The organism is Citricoccus zhacaiensis (genome assembly GCF_014645315.1).
GTDB lineage: Bacteria > Actinomycetota > Actinomycetes > Actinomycetales > Micrococcaceae > Citricoccus > Citricoccus zhacaiensis.
Genome location: NZ_BMLQ01000001.1, coordinates 265188 through 285895 on the forward strand (window position 1 = coordinate 265188; position 20708 = coordinate 285895).

General features: G+C 71.3%; 12 protein-coding genes. 6 read left to right on the top strand and 6 right to left on the bottom strand.

The features are described from left to right. Positions 1 to 21: 21 nt before the first annotated feature. The 4 genes from IEX49_RS01160 to IEX49_RS01175 all read right to left on the bottom strand — a co-directional run bounded on the left by IEX49_RS01160 (position 22) and on the right by IEX49_RS01175 (position 4918). Positions 22 to 777, bottom strand: coding sequence for a 3-hydroxybutyrate dehydrogenase (locus tag IEX49_RS01160; RefSeq protein WP_188804163.1), 756 nt, complete (start codon positions 775 to 777; stop codon positions 22 to 24). A 106-nt stretch (positions 778 to 883) separates the two neighbouring features. Next, positions 884 to 2113 carry an acetyl-CoA C-acetyltransferase gene (locus IEX49_RS01165; RefSeq protein WP_188803391.1) on the bottom strand — a complete coding sequence of 410 codons (1230 nt, stop codon included), beginning with the start codon at positions 2111 to 2113 and terminating at the stop codon, positions 884 to 886. 92 nt (positions 2114 to 2205) lie between these two features. Beyond that, positions 2206 to 3651, bottom strand: coding sequence for a GntP family permease (locus tag IEX49_RS01170; protein WP_188803392.1), 1446 nt, complete (start codon positions 3649 to 3651; stop codon positions 2206 to 2208). Positions 3652 to 3799: 148 nt separating this feature from the next. Further along, positions 3800 to 4918: an RsbRD N-terminal domain-containing protein gene (locus IEX49_RS01175; RefSeq protein ID WP_188803394.1), complete on the bottom strand. Its 1119-nt coding sequence runs from the start codon at positions 4916 to 4918 to the stop codon at positions 3800 to 3802. A gap of 204 nt (positions 4919 to 5122) precedes the next feature. Here IEX49_RS01175 and IEX49_RS01180 point away from each other — a divergent pair, with 204 nt between their 5' ends. From IEX49_RS01180 to IEX49_RS01205, 6 genes are all read left to right on the top strand, one after another. After that, entirely contained in the window at positions 5123 to 5362 is a 240-nt protein-coding gene (locus tag IEX49_RS01180) for a hypothetical protein (RefSeq protein ID WP_188803396.1), read from the top strand. 77 nt (positions 5363 to 5439) lie between these two features. Next, positions 5440 to 16074 carry a non-ribosomal peptide synthetase gene (locus tag IEX49_RS01185; RefSeq protein WP_188803398.1) on the top strand — a complete coding sequence of 3545 codons (10635 nt, stop codon included), beginning with the start codon at positions 5440 to 5442 and terminating at the stop codon, positions 16072 to 16074. Between the two features lie 115 nt (positions 16075 to 16189). Then, positions 16190 to 16399: an MbtH family protein gene (locus IEX49_RS01190; protein WP_308421895.1), complete on the top strand. Its 210-nt coding sequence runs from the start codon at positions 16190 to 16192 to the stop codon at positions 16397 to 16399. Next, entirely contained in the window at positions 16396 to 17364 is a 969-nt protein-coding gene (locus IEX49_RS01195; RefSeq protein ID WP_188804286.1) for an ATP-binding cassette domain-containing protein, read from the top strand. Before IEX49_RS01190 ends, IEX49_RS01195 begins: the two co-directional genes overlap by 4 nt. Further along, complete coding sequence (locus IEX49_RS01200; RefSeq protein WP_188803400.1) at positions 17361 to 18230, top strand: ABC transporter permease; 870 nt, start codon at positions 17361 to 17363, stop codon at positions 18228 to 18230. Before IEX49_RS01195 ends, IEX49_RS01200 begins: the two co-directional genes overlap by 4 nt. Positions 18231 to 18235: 5 nt before the next feature. Continuing rightward, on the top strand, positions 18236 to 19084 hold the full coding sequence (locus tag IEX49_RS01205) for a 4'-phosphopantetheinyl transferase family protein (protein WP_229672076.1): 849 nt from the start codon (positions 18236 to 18238) through the stop codon (positions 19082 to 19084). A 22-nt stretch (positions 19085 to 19106) separates the two neighbouring features. Here the strand turns inward: IEX49_RS01205 and IEX49_RS01210 are convergent, their stop codons facing one another. Together IEX49_RS01210 and IEX49_RS01215 are read right to left on the bottom strand one after the other, a co-directional pair. Beyond that, complete coding sequence (locus IEX49_RS01210) at positions 19107 to 19580, bottom strand: SRPBCC family protein (RefSeq protein ID WP_188803404.1); 474 nt, start codon at positions 19578 to 19580, stop codon at positions 19107 to 19109. Between the two features lie 4 nt (positions 19581 to 19584). Next, positions 19585 to 20652, bottom strand: a complete 1068-nt coding sequence (locus IEX49_RS01215) for a 2,3-butanediol dehydrogenase (RefSeq protein ID WP_188803406.1) — start codon at positions 20650 to 20652, stop codon at positions 19585 to 19587. Positions 20653 to 20708 lie beyond the last annotated feature (56 nt).

Sequence of the window (20708 nt, forward strand, 5' to 3'; positions counted from 1 at the left end):
CTGGTCTGTTGGTCTGAGGTCTCAGCTGGCGGTCCATCCACCGTCCATCGCATAGGAGGCGCCGGTGGCCATGCCGGAGGCGTCCGAGGCCAGCCAGAGCACCAGCGAGGCGACCTCCTCCGGCTCCACGAGGCGTTTGACGGCGGACTCGGTCAGCATGATCTTCTCCACGACCTCGTCCTCGGAGATCCCATGGGTCTTGGCCTGGTCGGCGATCTGCTTCTCCACCAGCGGAGTGCGCACATAGGACGGGTTGATGCAGTTCGACGTCACCCCGTGCGCCGCGCCCTCCAGGGCGGTCACCTTGGACAGGCCCTCGAGGCCGTGCTTGGCGGAGACGTACGCGCTCTTGAAGGCCGAGGCACGCATCCCATGGGCGGAGGAGAGGTTGATGATCCGGCCGAAGCCCCGTTCGTACATGCCCGGCAGGGCCGCGCGGGTGAGCAGGAACGGCGACTCCAGCATGAGCCGGTGGATGAACCTCCACGCCTGGGGGTCGAACTCGTGGATCGGGGCGATCCGCTGGATCCCGGCATTGTTGACGAGGATGTCCGTGTCCAGCCGGAGGTCGTCCAGAGCCTCGGTCTCGGCGAGGTCAGCCACCCAGGCCGTACCGCCGACCTCGGCTGCGAGCGCCTCAGCGGCCTCCGCGTTCAGATCGGCCACGGTCACCGTGGCCCCCGCCGCAGCCAGGGCACGCACGCAGGCTGCCCCGATTCCGGAGGCCCCTCCTGTCACCACCGCGGTGCGTCCGGCGAGGATACTGTCCCGGAAGATCGAGGTGGTCTGCTGATGCCGGGTCACTGATTCGGTCCCTGGTTCGATCACGGGTTCGGTCACGGGTCGTTCCTGCTTTCGGAGTCGGGGGGGGACGGGGTGGTGGTCAGAGGCTCAGCAGCAGGGCCTCGCCCTGGCCGCCGCCACCGCACAGGCTGACGGCGGTCCGGCCGCCGCCGCGCCGGGACAGCTCCAGGGCAGCGGTCAGGGCCAGCCGGGCCCCCGAGGCACCGATGGGGTGGCCCAGGGCGATGGCACCGCCGTGGAGGTTGGTCTGCTCCAGCGGGTACTCCAGATCCTTCAGAGACTGGACCGCCACGGCGCCGAAGGCCTCGTTGATCTCGATGAAGTCCAGCTCCCCCACGGACCAACCGGCCTTGGCCAGCGCCGCCCGGATGGCGTTGGACGGCTGGGAGTGCAGGGAGGAGTCCTTGGGTCCGGCCACCTGGCCGGGTGCCCCGATGGTGGCCAGGACCGTCAGGCCCCTGGACTCCGCATAGGCCCTCGAGGTGACCACCAGGGCGGCGGCGCCGTCGGAGAGCGGCGAGGAGTTGCCGGCGGTGATGCCGCCGTCCTGCGCGAACGCCGGGCGCAACCCGGCCAGGGAGTCCACGGTGGTGTCCGGGCGCACGCCCTCGTCCTGGGAGAGGACGACCGGCTCGCCCTTGCGCTGCGGGATCTCGATGGGCGCGATCTCCGTGTCGAAGGTGCCGTCAGTTTGGGCATCGGCGGCTCGCCGGTGGGAGGCCGCGGCGACCTCGTCCTGGGCGGTGCGGTCGATCTGCCGCTCCGTGTTGCCGGACTCGGTGAGCTCGCCCATCGCCTCCTTGCTGAGCGCATCGGTCAGACCGTCGTAGGCGACCGAGTCGAGTACCGTCGTCGGGCCGTACTTGTAGCCCTTCCGGGCTCCCACCAGCAGGTGTGGGGCGTTGGTCATGGACTCCTGGCCGCCGGCCACCACCACCTCGGCCTCTCCCAGGCGGATCAGCCGAGCGGCGTCGATGACGGCGGTGAGGCCGGACAGGCACACCTTGTTGATGGTCGTGGCCGGCACGCTCCAGTCCAGTCCGGCGGCGAGGGCGGATTGACGGGCCGGGTTCTGTCCCTGGCCGGCCTGGACGACCTGTCCCATGATGACCGAGTCCACGTCAGCGCCGTCCACGCCGGCACGCTGCAGGGCGTGCTTGATGGCGTGGGCGCCGAGGTCCACAGCAGTCAGGGAGGCCTGCTGGGACAGCAGGCGGGTGAAGGGGGTCCGGGCCCCACCGACGATCACTGCGTCGTGGGCGGCAGGGGCAGCCGGCGCGGCAGAGCGAGCAGAAGGTGTGGTGGTCATGGGTGTTCTCCTGTGGCTGAGGCGGGAGGTGTCTTGGTGTGTCTTGGTGTGGCGTGGATGACATCCAGCCTAGATCGGGCGGGCCGGGCGCGTCAGAAGGCCCCGACCACCGAGACCACGGCGGTGAGCACGGCGACCGTGATGACCGGCATGACGAGGGTGACCATGAAGATGTCCTTGTAGGACTGGCGGTGGGTCATGCCACAGACGATCAGCAGGGTGACCACGGCCCCGGAGTGGGGCAGGGTGTCCAGGCCACCGGCGGCCATCGCGGTCAGGCGGTGCATGGCCTCGAGGCTCACCCCCTGATCCAAGGCCAGCGTCCTGAGGTCGTCGCCGAAGGCGTTCAGGGCGATGGTCATGCCACCCGAGGAGGAGCCCGTGATGGCGGCGGTGACCGAGGTGGAGAACACCGAGGTGATCAGCGCATTGCCGCCCATGCTGAACACGGAGTCCCGGACCACGGCGAAGGCTGCCACGGACGCGACGACGGCACCGTAGCCGACTTCCGAGGCCGTGGAGAAGATCGGCAGCATGGAGCCCTTGGCCCCGTCCACGAAGGCCGTGCGCAGGTCTCCGAAGCGGCGGATGTTGAAGGCCACGATGACCAGGATGGCCACGGTCAGGGCGATGATGACGGCCCAGATGCCGGCGCGGGAGCTCAGCTCGATGGCGCCGAACTTCTCCTCCTGCAGGTAGTCCCAGTTCAGGGCCGGGAAGACCAGCAGGGTGCAGCCGAAGTTGACGACGATGACGGCCAGCAGCGGGATGAAGGCCTCGACCCCGTTGCGCGGAGTCATGTGGGCACCGGAGGTGCCGGTCTCAGCCTCCTTGACCTGGGCCTGAGCGCCGGCCAGCGCCGCACCGGGTCCGTCCCCGCGGCGGGGACTCGCATCGCTGAAGTGCTCACCGTTGGCCATGAGCCGGCGGCGACGGAACTCGAGCCAGGCCAGGCCGAGCCCGAGGATCATCGCGGTTCCCACGAGGCCGATCCCCGGGGCCGCGAAACCGTCGGTCCCGAAGAACTGCCCTGGAATCAGGTTCTGGACCTGCGGGGAGCCCGGCAGGGCCGTCATGGTGAACGTGAAGATGCCCAGGGCGATGGTCCCCGGGATCAGCCGCTTCGGGATGTCCGCCACGCGGAACAGTTCGCGCGCCAGGGGGAACATCACGAAGGCCACCACGAAGAGGCTGATGCCACCGTAGGTCATCAGGGCGGAGGTGATCACGGTGGCGGCCAGGGCGTTGCGGGCGCCGATCCAGCGCGCCACCGTGCGGGCGATGGACTCGGCATAGCCGGTGACCGTCATCAGCACGCCGAACATGGCGCCGAGCAGGAACAGCGGGAAGTACTGGCCCACGAACCCGGCGAGGGCCGGCATGAAGATCTCCGTGTAGGAGGCGAGAATCGGCGCGCCGGAGAACACGAGGGCCACGACGGCCGCGATCGGCGCCGCGATGATGACGGGCATGCCCCGGTACGCCAGCGTGATCAGCAGGGCGAGGGACAGGATGATGCCAATGATCCCCAAGATCATTCGGTTCTCCTTGGTGGGTGAGGTGTCACGGCGCTGAGGGGCCGCACCTACCACCATGCCCCGGAGGGGTGATTCAGGCCACGTCCTGATCCACAAGAGGTGGGCGCCGGATTCGTAGCCGGATACAACACGAGCTCATCGGCGAGCTCTAGCCGCAGCCCTGGTCGGCGGCGAGGGCCCAGGCCACCTCGATGAGGGCGTTCAGGTCTCCCAGGTCGGCTCCGGTGAGCTCGCGATAGCGCCTGAGGCGGTACCGCAGGGTGTTGACGTGGATCGGGATGGACTCGGCAGCCGCCGGGATGTTCATCCGGTGCTCCAGGTAGGCGCGCACGGATTCGATGATGAGCTCCCCGAACGCCCCCTCCTCCCGCAACGGTTCCAGATAGATGCCGTCGAGCAGGCCTGTGGTCTCCGGGCTGGCGAAGACGCCCATGCGCCAGGAGAGCCGGTCCACGTCGACGACCCCGTCCACCCCCACCCGCTGGGCGGACGCCAGCACCCGGGTGGCCACGTCGAAGGATCGGGGCAGCTCGCCCAGGACCACCGGGGCACCGAGGGCGATGGTCGCCCCCGCGGGCGACGGGCCGGCGTCGGGCTCACCGATGAGGATGCCGATGGCCCCCGTACCCTGCGGCACGACGACGGCCTGGGCCCCGGCGTCCTCGGCCCAGTCCTGGAGGGCGGGGACGGCGGCGCCGTCCGCACACAAGGCCCGGACCGGCCGGTCACGGGGCACACCGAAGACGGAGGCACCGGCGAACAGCGCGGTTCGGTCCAGGCTCCCCGCCAGGGCGGCGCCGATCCAGTGGGCGCGGCGGGCCGAATCGGCCACGGCCTGGGCGATGGTGCGGTCGCGATAGGAGACCACGGCGCGGGTGGTGAAGGCGTCACCCAGGGACCAGAGCAGGGTGGAGAAGGACAGGGCCGTCTCCACCGGCACCCCGTAGCGCGGGGCCGCGGCCAGCAGATGGCGCAGGATGATGGACATGCAGGCGCGGAAGCCGGCCAGCACACTGGCGATCTCGACGCCCTGAGCCATCCGTTCCTCGGTCAGCGTCTCCGCCTCGTCGATCGCCTCGGGCTCGGGGGCCAGGCCGTCGAGGATGGTGCGGATGCTGAGCGCCCGATTGCGGCGGGCAGAGGCCTCCAGGGACTCGGCGGGGACATGCTCATAACCGGGGATCGTGGCCCGGAGGCTCTCGACCGTCTCGGCCAGGATGGCATCGTCGGCCGCGAGCGACTCGACGAGGGCCCGCACGGGATCCACTCACTCCACCGCCTTTCCGACGTTCAGTTCCCTGACGGTCTCACTGTAGGTCCAGTCCGATCACCCGTGGGCGACCGTGCGGCCTCATGCCTGTGATCTGGTTCACATTCGACCCCACATGCCATCCGTTCCCGCTCGCGCTCCGAACACTGACCAACGCCCCGCCCGGGGCGCGTATCCACTGGAACACCAGGAGTGAAGACCATGAGTGAACACACCATGACCCGACCGTCCACCCGCCCGGCCCAGTGGGCCGTGTTGGCTGTGCTGGCCGTGGCAGCGCTGATGATCCTGAACGCCCTGATCACCGGCGCCCATCCCGCCTCGTTGACACAGGCGGTGGTGGCCGGCCTCACCCTCATCAACGGTCCGCTGGTGGACGGTCCCCTGCTTGACCTGGGCGGCCTGCTGAACGGTCTGCAGTTGGGCCAGTTCCAGCAGTGATGCCCTCCTGACAGATATCCCCGACCGAGACCTCCGGGCCGTCACCGCCCGCCGCTGAGATCAGGAGACCCACTGCCATGCCCCACCGCCAGACATCGCCTGCCGGACACGCTCGACCCAACAGGTCCGAGGCACTCTCCCTCACCGAGGCCCAGCACGGCATCTGGTACGCGCAGCAGTTGGATCCCGAGAACCCGACCTATCAGATCGGGCAGTACCTCGATCTCGCCGGTCCCGTGGATCTCCACCTCCTGACCATGGCCCTGACCAAGACGGTGCGGGACATCGATGCGTTGTCGATGCGCTTCGCCGCGGACGACGCCGGCCCCTTCGCCACGCTCGACCGCCCCGAACCGACGGCAGACCTCCTCCACGTCGTGGACCTCCGGCAGGAGCCCGACGTGGAGGAGGCGTGGCAGCAGGCCCGGGACCGGATGGACCAAGAGATGACCACCCCTCGTCCGATCGAGCAGGGCGATCTGTTCGGCGCCGTGCTGTTCCGGTTGTCTCCGGACCGTTCCCTGCTCTTCCAGCGCGTGCACCACATCCAGCTCGACGGCTACTCTGCGGTGCTGGCCCTGCACTACCTGGCCCGCGTCTACACCGAACTGCGGCAGCGGGTGCCCCGGGCCCTGCCGGTGCGCGCCCTGGCGGGGAGGATCGCCCGGACGGCAGCCCGGATCGCCTCACCCTTCCCCCGGCACCAGGACCTGCTCGCCGCCATCGAGGACTACGAGTCATCCGAGCAGTACGTGCGGGACGAGGAGTTCTGGCGCCAGTCCCTGCAGCGGGACTCCACGGTGGACGGCCTGGAGGGCACCACCACCCGGCCGGCACGCGAGGTGGTGCGCGTCCGGATCCCCCTGGCCGGTCACCAGGCCGCCTCCCTGCGCGAACAGGGCCGGGACGTCTCCCGGACGCTGATCGGCGCCATCGGCTACTACCTGTCCCGGATCACCGGACATGACCGGGTCTCCGTGGGGCTGCCCGTCACGGCACGGCGGGGCCGGATCGCCAAGTCGACGCCGTCCATGCTCTCCAGCATCCTTCCCCTGCCCGTGGACGCCACCCCGGGGACGACCGTGGGGAGCCTGATGGCCTCCACGGCCGAGACGCTGCGCGGCACGGTGGCACACCAGCAGTTCCACCCGGGACGGCTCTCCGGTGCTCCGGGACATGCCGGCCCCTCGGTCAACCTGCTGCCCCTCGTCGAGGACCTGAGACTCGGAGCGGCCACCGGATCCGTGCACGTCCTCTCGACCGGGCCCGTGCACGATCTGTCCTTCGTGATCTCTGGGCTCACCAGCGACGCCGCCGAGGCTGCCCTGCTGCTCGAGGGCGACGCCGAGCTGCACACCACCTCCACTCTGCACGGCCACGGCGAGCGCTTCCTCGCATTCCTGGACCGCCTCCTCGCCGCCGAGGAGGGCACCGCCCTGTCCCAGCTCCCGGTCACGCTTCCGCAGGAGGCCGAGGTCCTCCTGGAGGACGGGCTCGGCCCGCAACATCCTGCCGCGGACGAGACGGTCCTGGCCTCCTTCGCCCGCACCGTGGCCTCGCGCCCCGGGGCCACCGCCGTCGTCGGGACGGACGGCGCGTTGACGTTCGCGGAGCTGGACTCCACCTCGAATCGGCTGGCGCACCATCTGCTTCACCGTGGGATCGGCCGCGGGGACGCCGTCGCCGTTCGCGTGGAGCGTGGAGTGCACCTGCCCGTCCTGGTGCTGGCGGTCCTGAAGTCCGGGGCGGCCTACCTGCCCCTGGACCCCGAGTATCCCGCGGAGCGGGTGCACGGGATGATCGAGGACGCCGGTCCGCTGCTGCTGCTGACCACGGGTCGCCAGGCCGCCATCGACCGTTCCGCCGGGGGCGACTGGAACGTCCCCTGCCTCACCGTCGACGCTGACACCGAGCCGGCCTGGCGGCGCTGCCCGGACGATCCGCTGACGCTGGTCCCCGCCGTCGGCGGAGTCTCCGATAAGGACCTCGCCTACATCATCTTCACCTCCGGCAGCACCGGACGCCCCAAGGGGGTCGGTGTGCCCCGGGCGGCTCTGCGGAACCTCTTCCTCGACCACCGCAGCACGTTGTTCGAGCCCACGGAGCGACGACTGGGGCGGCCGGCCAGGGTGGCCCACACCTCCGGACTCTCCTTCGACGCCTCTTGGGACCCGCTCCTGTGGCTGTTGGCGGGCCACTCGCTCCACCTGGTGGACGAGGAGGTCCGGCGGGATCCGCAACGACTGGCCGATTACCTGATCGACCATCGGATCGACTCGATCGAGACCACCCCGTCCTTCGTCCAGACGTTGCTGGACGCCGGGCTGTTCGATCAGGACGGCCATCCCACCGTGGTCGCGGTCGGTGGTGAGGAGGTCGGTCTTGAGGTCTGGCAACGCCTCGCCTCCCTGGACGGAGTCCATGCGGTGAACCTGTACGGTCCCACCGAGACGACGGTGGACAGCCTGGTCGCCCGGATCACGCCGGAGACGCAACCGCACCTGGGCCGTCCCGTGCGCAACAGCCGCCACTACATCCTGGATGCGGCCCTGCGACCGGTTCCGAAACGTGCCGTCGGCGAGCTGTACCTGGCCGGTGCCAACATGGCCCGTGGCTACGTGGGCCAGCCGGGACTCAGCGCGGCCCGCTTCGTGGCGGATCCCTTCGCCGCCGACGGCTCACGGATGTACCGCACCGGCGACGTCGTGCGGCTCCGGCATGACGGCTCGGTGCGGTTCCTCGGGCGACTGGACGACCAGGTCAAGATCCGCGGCTACCGCGTGGAGATCGGCGAGGTCGAGGACGCGTTGCAGCGTCAGGACGGAGTGGCCCAGGCCGCCGTCGTGGTGCATGGCCGGGACGAGACGGCCCGGCTGTCCGGCTACGTCACGCTGACCGAGCCGGCCACCCCGGACCGGCTGGACGGAGTCACCATCCGGGAACGCCTGCGGCAGGGCCTGCCGGACTACATGGTTCCCGGCACCGTGATGGTGCTGGAGCAACTGCCCCTCACGACGAACGGGAAGCTCGACCGACACCGCCTGCCCGATCCCCTGGACACGCCCTCCTCCTCATCCACATCCCGCGTCCTGGATGAGGCCCAGCGACCGAGCACGGCACGCCAGTGCCGGATCGCCGCGGCCTTCGCCGGGGTGCTCGGCCACGACGGCACCGGCTCCGGACTGGGCCTGGATGACGATTTCTTTGCCGTGGGCGGGCATTCGCTGCTGGCCACCCGACTCGCCGCGGTCCTGACGGCCGAGCTGGGCATGCCGGTGGCGGTGCGGGACATCTTCGAGTGCCCGACCGTGGGTGCCCTGGACCGACGGCTCGGAGAACGCCGCGACACCGCCAGTCCACTGGCACTCCAGCCGATGGCGTGCCCCGAGCGGCTGCCCGTCTCCCTGACGCAGCGGCGGCTCTGGTTCCTGAACCGGATGGACCCGGACTCGGCGGCCTACAACGTGCCGCTGGTGCTGGAGCTGACCGGAGGCCTGGACGCCCAGGCCTTGCGCGGGGCCCTGGCGGATGTGGCCGGGCGGCATGAACCCCTGCGCACCGTCTTTCCCCTGCTGGACGGCGAACCGGTGCAGCAGGTGCTCGGCGCCGAGGCGGGCGCACCACCCTTCACCGCGGTGCGTATCCCCGCTGTCAGTCTCGCCGCCGCGGTCCAGGCGGAGGCGGAGCGCCCCTTCGACATCACCACCCAGACGCCCCTGCGGGCCGTCCTGCTGCAGACGGACGAGCAGGTGCACACCCTGGTGGTGGTCATGCACCACATCGCCACGGACGGGTGGTCCCTGGCTCCCTTCGCCCAGGATCTCGCTGCCTACTATGCGGCGCGCCGGAACGGCCGGGCCGCCGAGCTTCCGGATCTGGAGGTTTCGTACGCCGATTTCACCCTGTGGCAGCGCGAGCTCCTCGGGGATGGCGAGGCATTCCCCCGTCAGATGCACGAGTACTGGCAGCAGGCCCTGCAGGACGCTCCCGCCGAGATCGATCTGCCCCGGGACCGGGCACGCGGCGAGGAGGGCGCACCGTCCGGTATGGGCGAGGTAGGCCTTCCCGTGGATCCAGCTCGTCACGCCGCCCTGCGGCACCTGGCCGCCCAGCACCGCAGCAGCCTCTTCATGGTGCTCCAGTCCGCCGTCGCCGTGACCCTGAGGCAGCACGGCGCCGGGGACGACATCGTCGTGGGCACACCCGTCGCGGGCCGCGGCGACCCGGCGCTGGAGCCCCTGGTCGGCTTCTTCGTCAACACCCTCGTGCTGCGCACGGATGTGGCCAACAATCCGACGTTGGTCCAGGTGCTGGAGCGGGTCAGGGAGGCCAATACCCGGGCCTACGGACACCAGGACCTGCCCTTCGATGCCGTGGTCGATGCGGTGAACCCGCCCCGGGTGGCCGGACGCCACCCGGTGTTCCAGGTGATGCTGACGCTGCAGAACACCCCGCCGGCGGTGCTGGACCTGGACGGGGTCAATGTCACCGTGCCCGCCCAGATGACGAGCGCCGGAGTCAAGACGGACCTGATGATCGATGTCAGCACCCCCGAGGGTGACGACGGGCAGCTGCAGGTGGTGCTGGGTTACGACCGCGCCCTGTTCGAGCCCAGCACGGGCCAGCGGATCCTCGACGCCCTGGACCGGGTGCTCACGGCCTTCGCCACCTCGACGCAGCGCCACCTCTCCGAACTCGATGCCGTGGGACCGGCCACGCGAGACCGGCTGGCGGAGTGGGGCCAGGGTCCGTCCGTACCGGCGCCCAACACCCTTCTGGAGACCTTGGAGCAGACTGCCGCACGCCATCCCCAGGAGACAGCCGTGCAGGACGACGCCGGCCGGATGACCTTCGGCGAGTTGCTGGAGGCCGTCCACCAGGTGGCCGGTGGCCTCGTGGTCCACGGGGTGGGCCACGGCGACCGGGTGCTGATCTCCCTGCCGCGATCCGCACAGGCACTGGTCAGCATGCTGGCCACCCTGCGCGTCGGCGCGGTCGCGGTGCCCGTGGACGTCTCCTATCCGGCCGCCCGGATCGCGCACATCACCACCAGTGCCGCGCCGCGGCTGGTGATCGGTGAGGATGCTCCCGACGCGGTCCCGCCCCGGGTGGGGCCGGACACGCTCCGCACCGCCGGGACCCGAAGCCGACGGCCACTGCCGGCTGCACCCCATCTCGAGGACACCGCCTACCTGGTCCACACCTCCGGCACCACGGGCGCGCCCAAGGGCGTCCAGGTACCGCACCGTGCCCTGGCCAACCTCCTGGCGCACCACCGGCGCACGATCATCGACGCCGGCCAGCGGCTCGCCGCCCCGGACCTGCCCCGCATGCTGCACCTGCCGGGACTGGGCTTCGACGCCGCCTGGGACCCGATCCTGTGGCTCGCGGCCGGAACCACCCTGGTCCTGCCCTCGGAGGCGGAGCGGGTGGACGCCCAGGCCGTGGTGGAGGCGCTGGCCACCGTGGACGTCGTGGAGACGACTCCCTCCTACGCCCAGCAATTGCTCGCCCTCGGGCTCGAGGACCTTCTCCAGGAGCAGGACCGCACCCTGCTGCTGGCCCTGGGCGGGGAACCCCTGCCCGCCGTCCTGTGGGATCGCGTGGCCGCGTCCCCCGTGCTCCGCGGCTGGAACCTGTACGGTCCCAGCGAATTCACGGTGGACGCCCTCACGGGACCCATCGAGCCCGGCAGCCCTCATCTGGGCACCCCCGTGGCGAACCTCACCGCACGCGTCCTCGACTCCACCCTCGCCCCGGTCCCCCCGGGGGTCGCCGGTGAACTGTACCTGAGCGGACCGGCCGAGGCCCACGGCTACCGTGGCCGCCCCGGGGAGACAGCGGCCCGGTTCGTGGCCGATCCCTACACGGAGGTCCCGGGCGCCCGGATGTACCGTACCGGTGACCTGGTGCGCCGATCGGCTGACGGGTCCCTGGAGTTCCTGCGCCGCAACGACAGCCAGGTCAAGATCCGCGGCTACCGGATCGAACCGGCCGAGGTCGAGGCCGTGCTGGAGCGGCTGGACGGGGTGACGTCCGCCGTCGTGCGGGTGGTGGCCCCCGGTGGCGCCGGGACCGAGCAGCTGGCGGCCTGGCTGGTCGGCTCGCGGGACCCCGACGAGGCTCGTCGGGCCGCTGCCCTGGAACTGCCTCCCTACCTGGTGCCCACCCGGGCGATGATGATCCCGGCGGTGCCCTTGACCGCCCACGGGAAGATCGATGAGGCGGCGCTGCCGGATCCCCTGGCGGACCTCGGAGACGGAGCGGCCGGAACCTCTTCCACGGCGCCCGTCACGGAGGCGGAGCGTGCCTTGTGCTCGGTGATGGGCGAGGTGCTCGGCGTCACGGAGGTCGGCCTGGACGATGACTTCTTCGCCTTGGGCGGCCACTCCCTGCTGGCGGTCACCCTGATTGGTCGCCTGCAGCAGGAGGCCGGGCTGCACCTGCCCCTGCGGACGGTGTTCGAGGCGCCCACCCCGGCGCTGATGCTCGCCGCCGCCGGCGGGGACCGGCCCGAGGTCCGTGATGTCGAGACATCAGCCGGATCGGCGGGATCGGCTGGGACCGTGTCCCTCAGCCAGTGGGTGGACGCCCACCCTCGCGACCCGGCGGCCCCGCTGCCGCTGACCGCGGGCCAGGCCCGGCTGTGGTTCCTCAACCAGCTCGAATCGGGCACCGCCGAGTACAACGTGGTGGTGCGGATGCGCCTGGAGGGGGCGCTGGAACCGGATGCCCTGGAGGCAGCCCTGCGGGACGTCGTCGAGCGTCATGAGGTCCTGCGGACCGTCTACCCGGCCGTGCAGGGCTCGCCCGTGCAGCGCGTCGGCCCCGTGCCGGACCGGCTGTTCGACGCCGGCCCGGTGGACGTCACGGCCGGATTCGACCTCACTCACGAGCCGCCCCTGCGGGCAGCGCTGATCCCGGAGGGTGAGCAGTGCTGGCGGCTGGACCTGGTCATCCACCACATCGCCACTGACGGGGCGTCCCTGCGGCCCCTGGTCCGCGACCTCGCCACGGCCTACGCGGCCCGGGTCTCCTCGGGCCTCGCCCTGAGCCGGCCGCTGCGGGTGCAGATGGCCGACTTCGCCCGGCGCCAGGTGGCCGAACGCACCGGGCCGGATGCCCTGGAGCGCTGGGTCCGACAGCTGGACGGCGCACCCCAGGAGCTGGACCTCCCGGCCGACGGCCGGCGGCGGGACACCGGTGCGCAGCCGGCGGCCCAGTACCGCTTCGAGATTCCCGGCGGGCTGGCCGACCGCCTGGGCCGGGTGTCCGCCGGCCGTTCCGCCAGCGGCTTCCACACGTGGCTGGCGGCCCTGGCCGGGTACCTGTACCGGATCGGGGCCGGCGACGACCTCGTTATCGGCTCACCTTCCGCCGGCCGGTCCGACCCTGACGTGCTGGACATGGTGGGGTTCTTCGTCAACACCCTTCCCCTGCGGCTGTCACTGCGGGAGGGCCGGCTCAGCTTCGCGGAGGCCGTGGACCTGGCCCGTCAGGTCACGCTGGAGGGGCTGGAGGACGAACAGGTGCCCTTCGAGCAGATCGTGGAGGAGCTCTCCCCCGAACGCCGGCTGGGCCGTCATCCACTGTTCCAGACCATGCTCTCGGTCGAGGAGCCCACTGACCTGGTGCCGGAACTTCCCGGCGTCACGGCCGCGCCACTACCCTCGGAATCCACCGGCCACGCCAAACTGGACCTGTCCATCACCCTCCGGCCCCGCGGTGGGGACGACCCCACCGTGGAGGCCGTGCTGGAGTACAACAGCTCGCTGTTCAGCGCTGCGGCCGTCCACGGGCTGATGGACCGCTGGCTGGTCTTCCTGGAAGAGATCGCTTCGGCACCGCACCGGCCCCTCGCCCACACGCAGATGGCCGGGGCCGCCACACGACTGAAGCCGTGGCCGTCCGCGGAAGACGCGGTACCGGTGCTGGAGCACTTCGCCCAGACCGTCCGCCGCCGGCCGCAGTCCACGGCCCTCGTCGACTCCACGGAGGCCGTCGACTACGCCAGCCTGTGGACTCGAGTCGGCGCACTCGCCGCCGGCCTGCGGGCCCGGCACGTCTCCCGCGGCGACGCGGTGGCCCTCTGCCTGCCCCGATCCGTGGACACGGTGGCAACGCTCCTGGCCGTCTGGCAGGCCGGAGCGGTGGCCGTGCCGGTGGACTCCACCCTGCCGCCGGCCCGCTTGGCGGACATGATCGCCGACACCGGCGCACGCCTGGTGCTGCACGGCCCCGATTCCGGCCGCGCACCGGACGACCCCTCGACCGCGCAGATCGCCGCGGACGCGGCCCGGCAGGCCGGCCTGGCTCCCGATCGGGTGCTCGGTACGGACCAGCTGGCTCAGGCCCCCGCCCCGGGCACCGACCTGGCAGCGATGCCACCCGGGTCAGGCTCGGCACCGGAGATGCCGGCACCCGGGGATCCGGCCTACGTGGTCTTCACCTCCGGCACCACCGGCCGCCCGAAGGGCGTCCAGGTGCCCCACTCCGCCCTGGCCCAGCTGCTCGCCTCACACCGCGCCACCGTCATGCCGGATGCAAAGGATGTATCAGGCGAGCAGGGGGCGCGCGCGAGGATGGCCCACACCACCGGCGTCGGCTTCGACGCCGCCCTGGACCCGGTGCTCTGGGCCGTCGCCGGGTACGAGGTGCACGTGGTTCCGGATCAGACCCGCCGGGACCCGGAGGCCCTCGTGGCGTATTTCCGTGCCCACCGGATCAGCGCCTGGGAGACGACCCCGAGCTATGTCTCCGCGGTACGGTCCGCCACCGACCTCGACGGATACCTGGGCGGTCCGGACTCCCCCGACTTCACCCTGCTCCTCGGTGGGGAGCCGGTGGATCCGGAGCTCTGGTCCTGGCTGCGCGGCCTCCGGCGGACCCGCAGCTGGAATCTCTATGGCCCGACCGAGGCCGGCGTGGACTCCCTGGTGGCCGAAGTGGCCGGAGACCCAGCGCCAGAGCTGGGCTCCCCCACCGCCGCCATGCGGGCCTATGTGCTGGACGCCCGCCTGCAGCCGGTGCCTGAGGGCTCGACCGGTGAACTCTGGCTGGCCGGCCCCCAACTGGCCCACGGCTACCGGGGGCGCCCCGGGGAGACGGCCGCCCGGTTCGTCCCCGATCCGTTCGCCGCGGACGGCAGCCGGATGTACCGCACCGGCGACCTGGTGGCGGCACGCCCGGCCTCGGGAGCCGTGGCGGGCCCGGAGACTGGCCGTGAATCCGGTGCGGGTCTCCCGGCACCGTCCGCGACGGACGCCCCCGACGGGCGGCTGCGGATCAGGATGATCGGCCGCGCGGACGGCCAGGTCAAGATCCGCGGTCATCGGGTGGAGCCGGCCGAGGTGGAGTCACTGTTGCGCTCCACCGGTGTGGCCACCCAGGCGGTGGTGCGTGCCCGGCAGACGGAGCAGGGCACCGCCCTCGTAGCCTGGGTGGTTCCCGCCGCCCACGGTGGGCTCGGGGTGGACGGTGCCGGGGTCGATGGCGGTGCTGGTGGTGGTGGTGGCGAGTCCGACGACCGCGTCCGGACCGCCGTCGTCGCCGCCCTGCAGAACCGCGTTCCGGCCTACATGGTCCCGGCAGCCGTGGCGGTGGTCAGCGAGATACCGCTCACCGCCAACGGGAAGGTGGACGAACGTGCCTTGCCCGAGGCGCAGTCCCGAAGTGGTTCGGGCCGGGCCCCGGAGGGCGTGGCCGAACAGGCCGTGGCCGCTGCCTTCACCCAGGTGCTGGGCGTCGCCGAGGTCTCGGCGGACGACTCGTTCTTCGACCTGGGCGGACACTCCTTCGTGGCCCAGCCGGCCATCGCGGCACTCAACTCCGCCCTGGGCACCACGCTGCCGGTGCGGGCGCTCTTCCAGGCCCCGACCGTTGCCGGTCTGGCTGCCCTCGCCACCGCCGGCGCGGATCCGGTGGCCGCGAGCCTACGGCCGGTGCTGCCCCTTCGTCCTGACGGTCGTGGTGAACCGCTGTTCACACTGCACCCGGGCAACGGACTGGCCTGGTCCTACTCCGCCCTCGCCGACCGATTGGACACGGACCGTCCCATCCTGGGCCTGCAGATGGGCGCGATCTCCCCGGAGACTCCGCCCGAGACCGAGCCGGAGACCTTGTCGGAACTGGTGGACCGGTATGTGGGCGTCATCCGCGACATCCAGCCGGATGGCCCCTACCACCTGGTGGGGTGGTCGCTCGGGGGGCGGCTGGCCCACGCCATCGCCGCTGCCCTGCAGTCGGCGGGGCAGCGGGTCGGACTGCTGGCCGTGCTGGATGCCTATCCGGCCGGTCACTCGATGGCCGGCGTCGAGGACTCCCAGGACCTGTGGCACGCTTTCCTGGCGGCCAATGGTGTGGCCACGGAACCCGGGGACCGGCTGACGGCGGCGTCCGTCCGAGACCGGCTGCAGCGGGCCGGGAGTCCCCTGGGAGAGGTTCCCGAGGACAGCATCGACCGCATCGTCCGCCGTTTCCGGTCCATCGTGACCCTTCTCGATGCCACCCAGGCGCCCACGTTCGAGGGTGACCTGGTCCTGTTCGAGGCGACCCGGGACGTGCCCGCCGACCGGCCGGCCCCGGATTCCTGGCACCGCCATGTCTCCGGACGCGTCCAGCACCATCGTCTGGCCGCCTCGCACGATGGCCTGCTCAGCACGGCGGAATCCCTGCGGACCCTGACCGAGATCCTGCAACTAGAACTGCCGTGAGAAACCGCTGGTGGCCGGAGGAAATTGCCGCCTCGACCCATCCGCGGCCGGTTCCGCCCCGAACCCCTGATGAGACCCGCCGACCCGGCGCCACCCACGATCACCAGGAGAGATCATGACCAACCCCTTCGACCGCGACGACGACCAGTTCCGCGTGCTCGTCAACGACCGTGGCCAGCACTCCCTGTGGCCCGAGTTCGCCGACGTGCCGCCGGGATGGGTGGTGGTGCACGGCCCAGCCCTGCGGCCGGCCTGCCTGGAGTACGTGGAGGAGCACTGGCGGGACATCACGCCACTGTCCTCGCGGGATCTGGCGGTCTCGTGATCGCACTGCGCGGCGTGACCCAACGGTTCGGCACGTACACAGCCCTCGACGACGTGGACCTGGAGGTGCCCGCGGGCACCGTCCAGGGACTGCTCGGCCCCAATGGGGCCGGCAAGACCACCAGCGTCCGGGTCCTGACCACGTTGCTGTCCCCGGACCACGGTGACGCCCTGGTGGCGGGTCACAGCGTCCGGCGCCGCCCGGACCTGGTCCGCGCCAACCTCGGAGTCTCGGGACAGTACGCCGCGGTGGACGACAAGCTCACCGGCCCCGAGAACCTGCGCATGGTGGGCGAGCTCTACGGCATGCGCCGGCGTGAGGCCCGGGACCGTGCGGCGGCGTTGCTGGAGCAGTTCCGGCTCGACGGAGTGCCCCGGACCCAGCCGGCCGGCTCCTACTCCGGGGGCATGCGCCGGCGGCTGGACCTGGCCGGGGCCATCGTGGCCCGCCCTCCGGTGGTCATCCTGGATGAGCCGACCACCGGGCTGGACCCGCGCAGCCGCCGGGACACCTGGGACGCCATCACCTCGCTGGCGCGGGATGGGACCACCGTGTTGCTCACCACGCAGTACCTGGAGGAAGCCGACGAACTGGCGGATTCCATCACCGTGATCGACGGCGGCCGGATCGTCGCCGAGGGGACCTCGGCCTCCCTGAAGTCTTTGGCCGGCGGCGCCCGCATCGACCTGGTCCTGGAGGCTGGAGGTCCGGTGGCACTGGCCCTGGATCTGCTGGGGCCATTGCAATTGGAGGCCGTCGCCGAGCAGCGGTCCGGCCGGATCACCGCGGCCGCCCCGGACGGCGGCCGGAGCCTGACCCGTGTCCTGGAGGTCCTCGCCTCGGCCGGGATTCCCGTGACCGAGGCCGCTCTCCGGCAGCCGACCCTGGATGAGGTCTTCCTCAGGATCACCCGCAGCCCCGCCGGGGCGCGGCGTTCCGAACTCCTGCAGGAGAGCACCGCATGAGCCCCGCCGTTTCCACCGTTTCCGCCGTCGCCCGCGTTTCCACCGTCTCCCGCCGACCCTCCGGCGTGATCTCCGGGGTGGCCTCAGCCGTGCGCGACGGCGGCGTGATCGCCCGACGCAACCTCACCGTCGTGCGCCGCACCCCCGGCGCGCTGGTCACCGGGGTGGCCCAGCCGATCCTGTTCGTGCTCATCCTGGCGTTCGTCTTCGGCGGCACGCTGGGTGGCAGCGAGTACCGCGAGTTCCTCATCGGCGGCATCCTGGCGCAGACCCTGACCTTCAACTCCTCCTTCACCGCGGTCTATCTGGCCAAGGACCTGCACCATGGCATCATCGACCGATTCCGCGCCTTGCCGATGTCCCGCGTCGGCGTCGTGCTCGGGCGGACCTGGTCGGATCTGGCCACCAGTGTGGTCTCCCTGCTGGTGATCCTGGCGTGCGGGCTGGCCATCGGCTGGCGGGTCGGGACTGATCCGCTCCAAGTGGTCGGGACGGTGGGCCTGCTCCTGTTCTTCGCCTTCGCCGTCTCCTGGATCGGGGCGGTCATCGCCTTGACGGCCCGCAGCGTGGAGGTCGCCCAGAGCCTCGGGCTGCTGTGGCTCTTTCCCGTGTGCTTCGTCTCCGGTGCCTTCGTCTCCCCCGCCTCGTTGCCCGGCCCGCTGCAGGGGATCGCCGAATGGAATCCCGTCACGGCCGTGGCCACCGCCGCCCGCCAGGGGTTCGGCAACGAGGCCCCCGCGGGCTTCCAGGCCGCCGCAGGTTGGCCCGCCGAGAACGCACCGCTGTATGCGGCACTGTGCTGCGTGGCGATCATCGCCGTCTTCGCCCCCTTGGCCGTGGCGCAGTACCGGCGCGTCGGACGGTGATCACCGTGGTGGCCACCGGTGTCGACGCCCTGGCCCGCGCCATGCCCCGGGTGACCGGATGGGCTGGCGGCCAGGTGTCCGACGTCGTCTCCTCCGGCGACCTGATCCAGGCCGGACTGCGCCGGGATCCCGCCGATGGCCAACGCCTGTTGGCGGGGCGGGCGGCGCTGCGGCTCCTGGTCGCCCATCAACGCGGCGCATCGCCCCACGTCGCCCGCACGCTGCCGATCGACCGGACCTGCCCGCGCTGTGGCACCGGCCATGGACGCCCCACCCTGCCGGGACTCAGCCTGAGCACCGCCAGCCGGCGTGGCGCCGTCCTGGCCGGGGTGGCGCGGGAGCAGGACCGGATCGGGGTGGACCTGGAACGCGTCCCGGACCAGATCCTCCCGGGATTCGACGACTATGCCCTGCACGCGGCCGAGCGCGAGCGGTTCTCCGGCCGCGGAGACCGCGCCGGCCTACAGATCGGCGGACCGCAGGGCACATCGGCGGGCACACCGACCGGCGGTCCCGTGACGCGACGCATCGCCCTGTGGGTGCTCAAGGAGGCGGTGCTGAAGGCCGCCGGGACCGGGCTGGACCACCCTCCCGACCAACTCCTGCTGGGCCCCGGCCGGGCCGAGACCACCTTCCACTCTGCAGACCGGGCCCATACCCTGACCTGGCACCCCGTGGATCGGGCCATGGACCGGCACGTGGAGGAGTTGTGGGCCTGCGTGGTTCCCGCGCCGGAGGGCTACCTGGGCGCCGTCGCGGCGCGCCGGCCGGATGATGTCCGTGACATCATCCAGGATCTCCTGGATCGCTTCACCGCCACACCACCGAACGCATCCGGGCCCACCGAGCCGTGAGCTGTGGTCCGGTCCGGTGGCCCTATCGGACTGACTCTGCCAGCGCGGCCAACCGGTCCATCGATGCCCTCAGGGTGGCTTCCGTGGTCGCCAGGGCCCGGCGAAAGCGGGTCTCGTCGGCCAGCCGCGTCCAGTCATAGGTGTGCTGCACCAGCGTGCCGCCGCCCGGTGCCGGTTCCAGTTCCCAACGCCACAGGTGGCCCGGGGGCTCCCCGCCCACCGGGGCCGGCCGCCAGGCGAGTCGCCGGCCCTCCACGAACTCGACGACGTGGTTCTCTCGGACGGCACCGTCCTTCGTCAGGACCATGGTGAACACATCCCCGACCGCGGTGACCCGCTGGCCGAGTGCGGCTTCCGCCAGGTTGCCGTTGCCGTCCCACTCGGGTTGGCGGGCCGGGTCCGCGATCAGTTCGAAGATGGTGCCGGCATCAGCGGCGATGCGACGTTCGGCGGTGACGACGCGTTCGGCGACGGGCGGCAGGTCTGGCTCGGCCACCGGTTCAGAGCCCCTTCCCGGTGGGCGAGACGAGGATCTTCACCGCGGTCTCGTTGTGGTTGATGAGCGTGTCGAATCCCTCATCGATGAGGTCGTCCAGGCCGATCTTGCCCGTGATGAACGGCTTGACGTCCACGGTGCCGTCCTCGATCAGCTTGATGGTGGCCGGATGGTCCCAGGCGTACCCGATGGTGCCGCGGAGGTCGATCTCCTTGAGGACGAGCTGGTGGAGGGGGACCTTCGGTTCATGGCCCCAAATGGACTCATTGACGATCACGCCCCCGGGGCGCACCGCCTCCAGGAGCATCTCCAGCACCACGTCCACGCTGGTGGCCTCGAAGCCCACGTCCGCCCCGCGACCACCCGTCAGCTCCTTGACCTTCGCGGCCACGTCCACCTCTCGGGGGTCGAAGGCGTCATCCACGACGCCGGCGTCCAGCACCCGCTGCCGGCGCAACTCGGAGAGCTCGGAGACGTAGACGGTGAGGCCCTCGCCCTTGAGGACGGCGGCGGTGAGCGCCCCGATGGGACCGGCGCCGCCGATGACGGCCACGTCTCCGGCCTGTGCCCCGGACCGGACGAAGGCGTGGTGGGCCACGGCGAGAGGTTCGATCAGGGCCGCCTCGTCCAGGTTGACGTGGTCTGCCACCGGATGCACCCAGCGCCGCCGCACCGCGATCTGTTCGGCCAGGCCCCCGCCGTGACCGCCCAGGCCGATGAAGTTCATGTCCGGGGACAGCTGGTAGTCCTGGTCGTTCTCGTGCTCCTCGCGGATCACGTAGGGCTCGACCACCACCTTCTGCCCGATCTCCAGATCATTCACGCCCTCGCCCAGCGCGGCCACGGTGCCGGACATCTCGTGGCCGATGGTCAGCGGGGCCGACTCACCGGAGATGGGATGCGGATGTCCGGCCGGCGGGATGAAGATCGGACCGTCCAGGTATTCGTGCAGGTCCGTGCCGCAGATGCCGCACCAGGCCACGTCGATGAGCACCTGCCCGGGGCCCGCGGTCGGGTTGTCGATCTCCTCGATGCGGATGTCTTTGGCGTCGTAGTACCGTGCTGCGCGCATGATGCCGGCCTCCTGCTGCGGATGGTGACGGGAGAGCCCGGGACGGGCCCACGGCC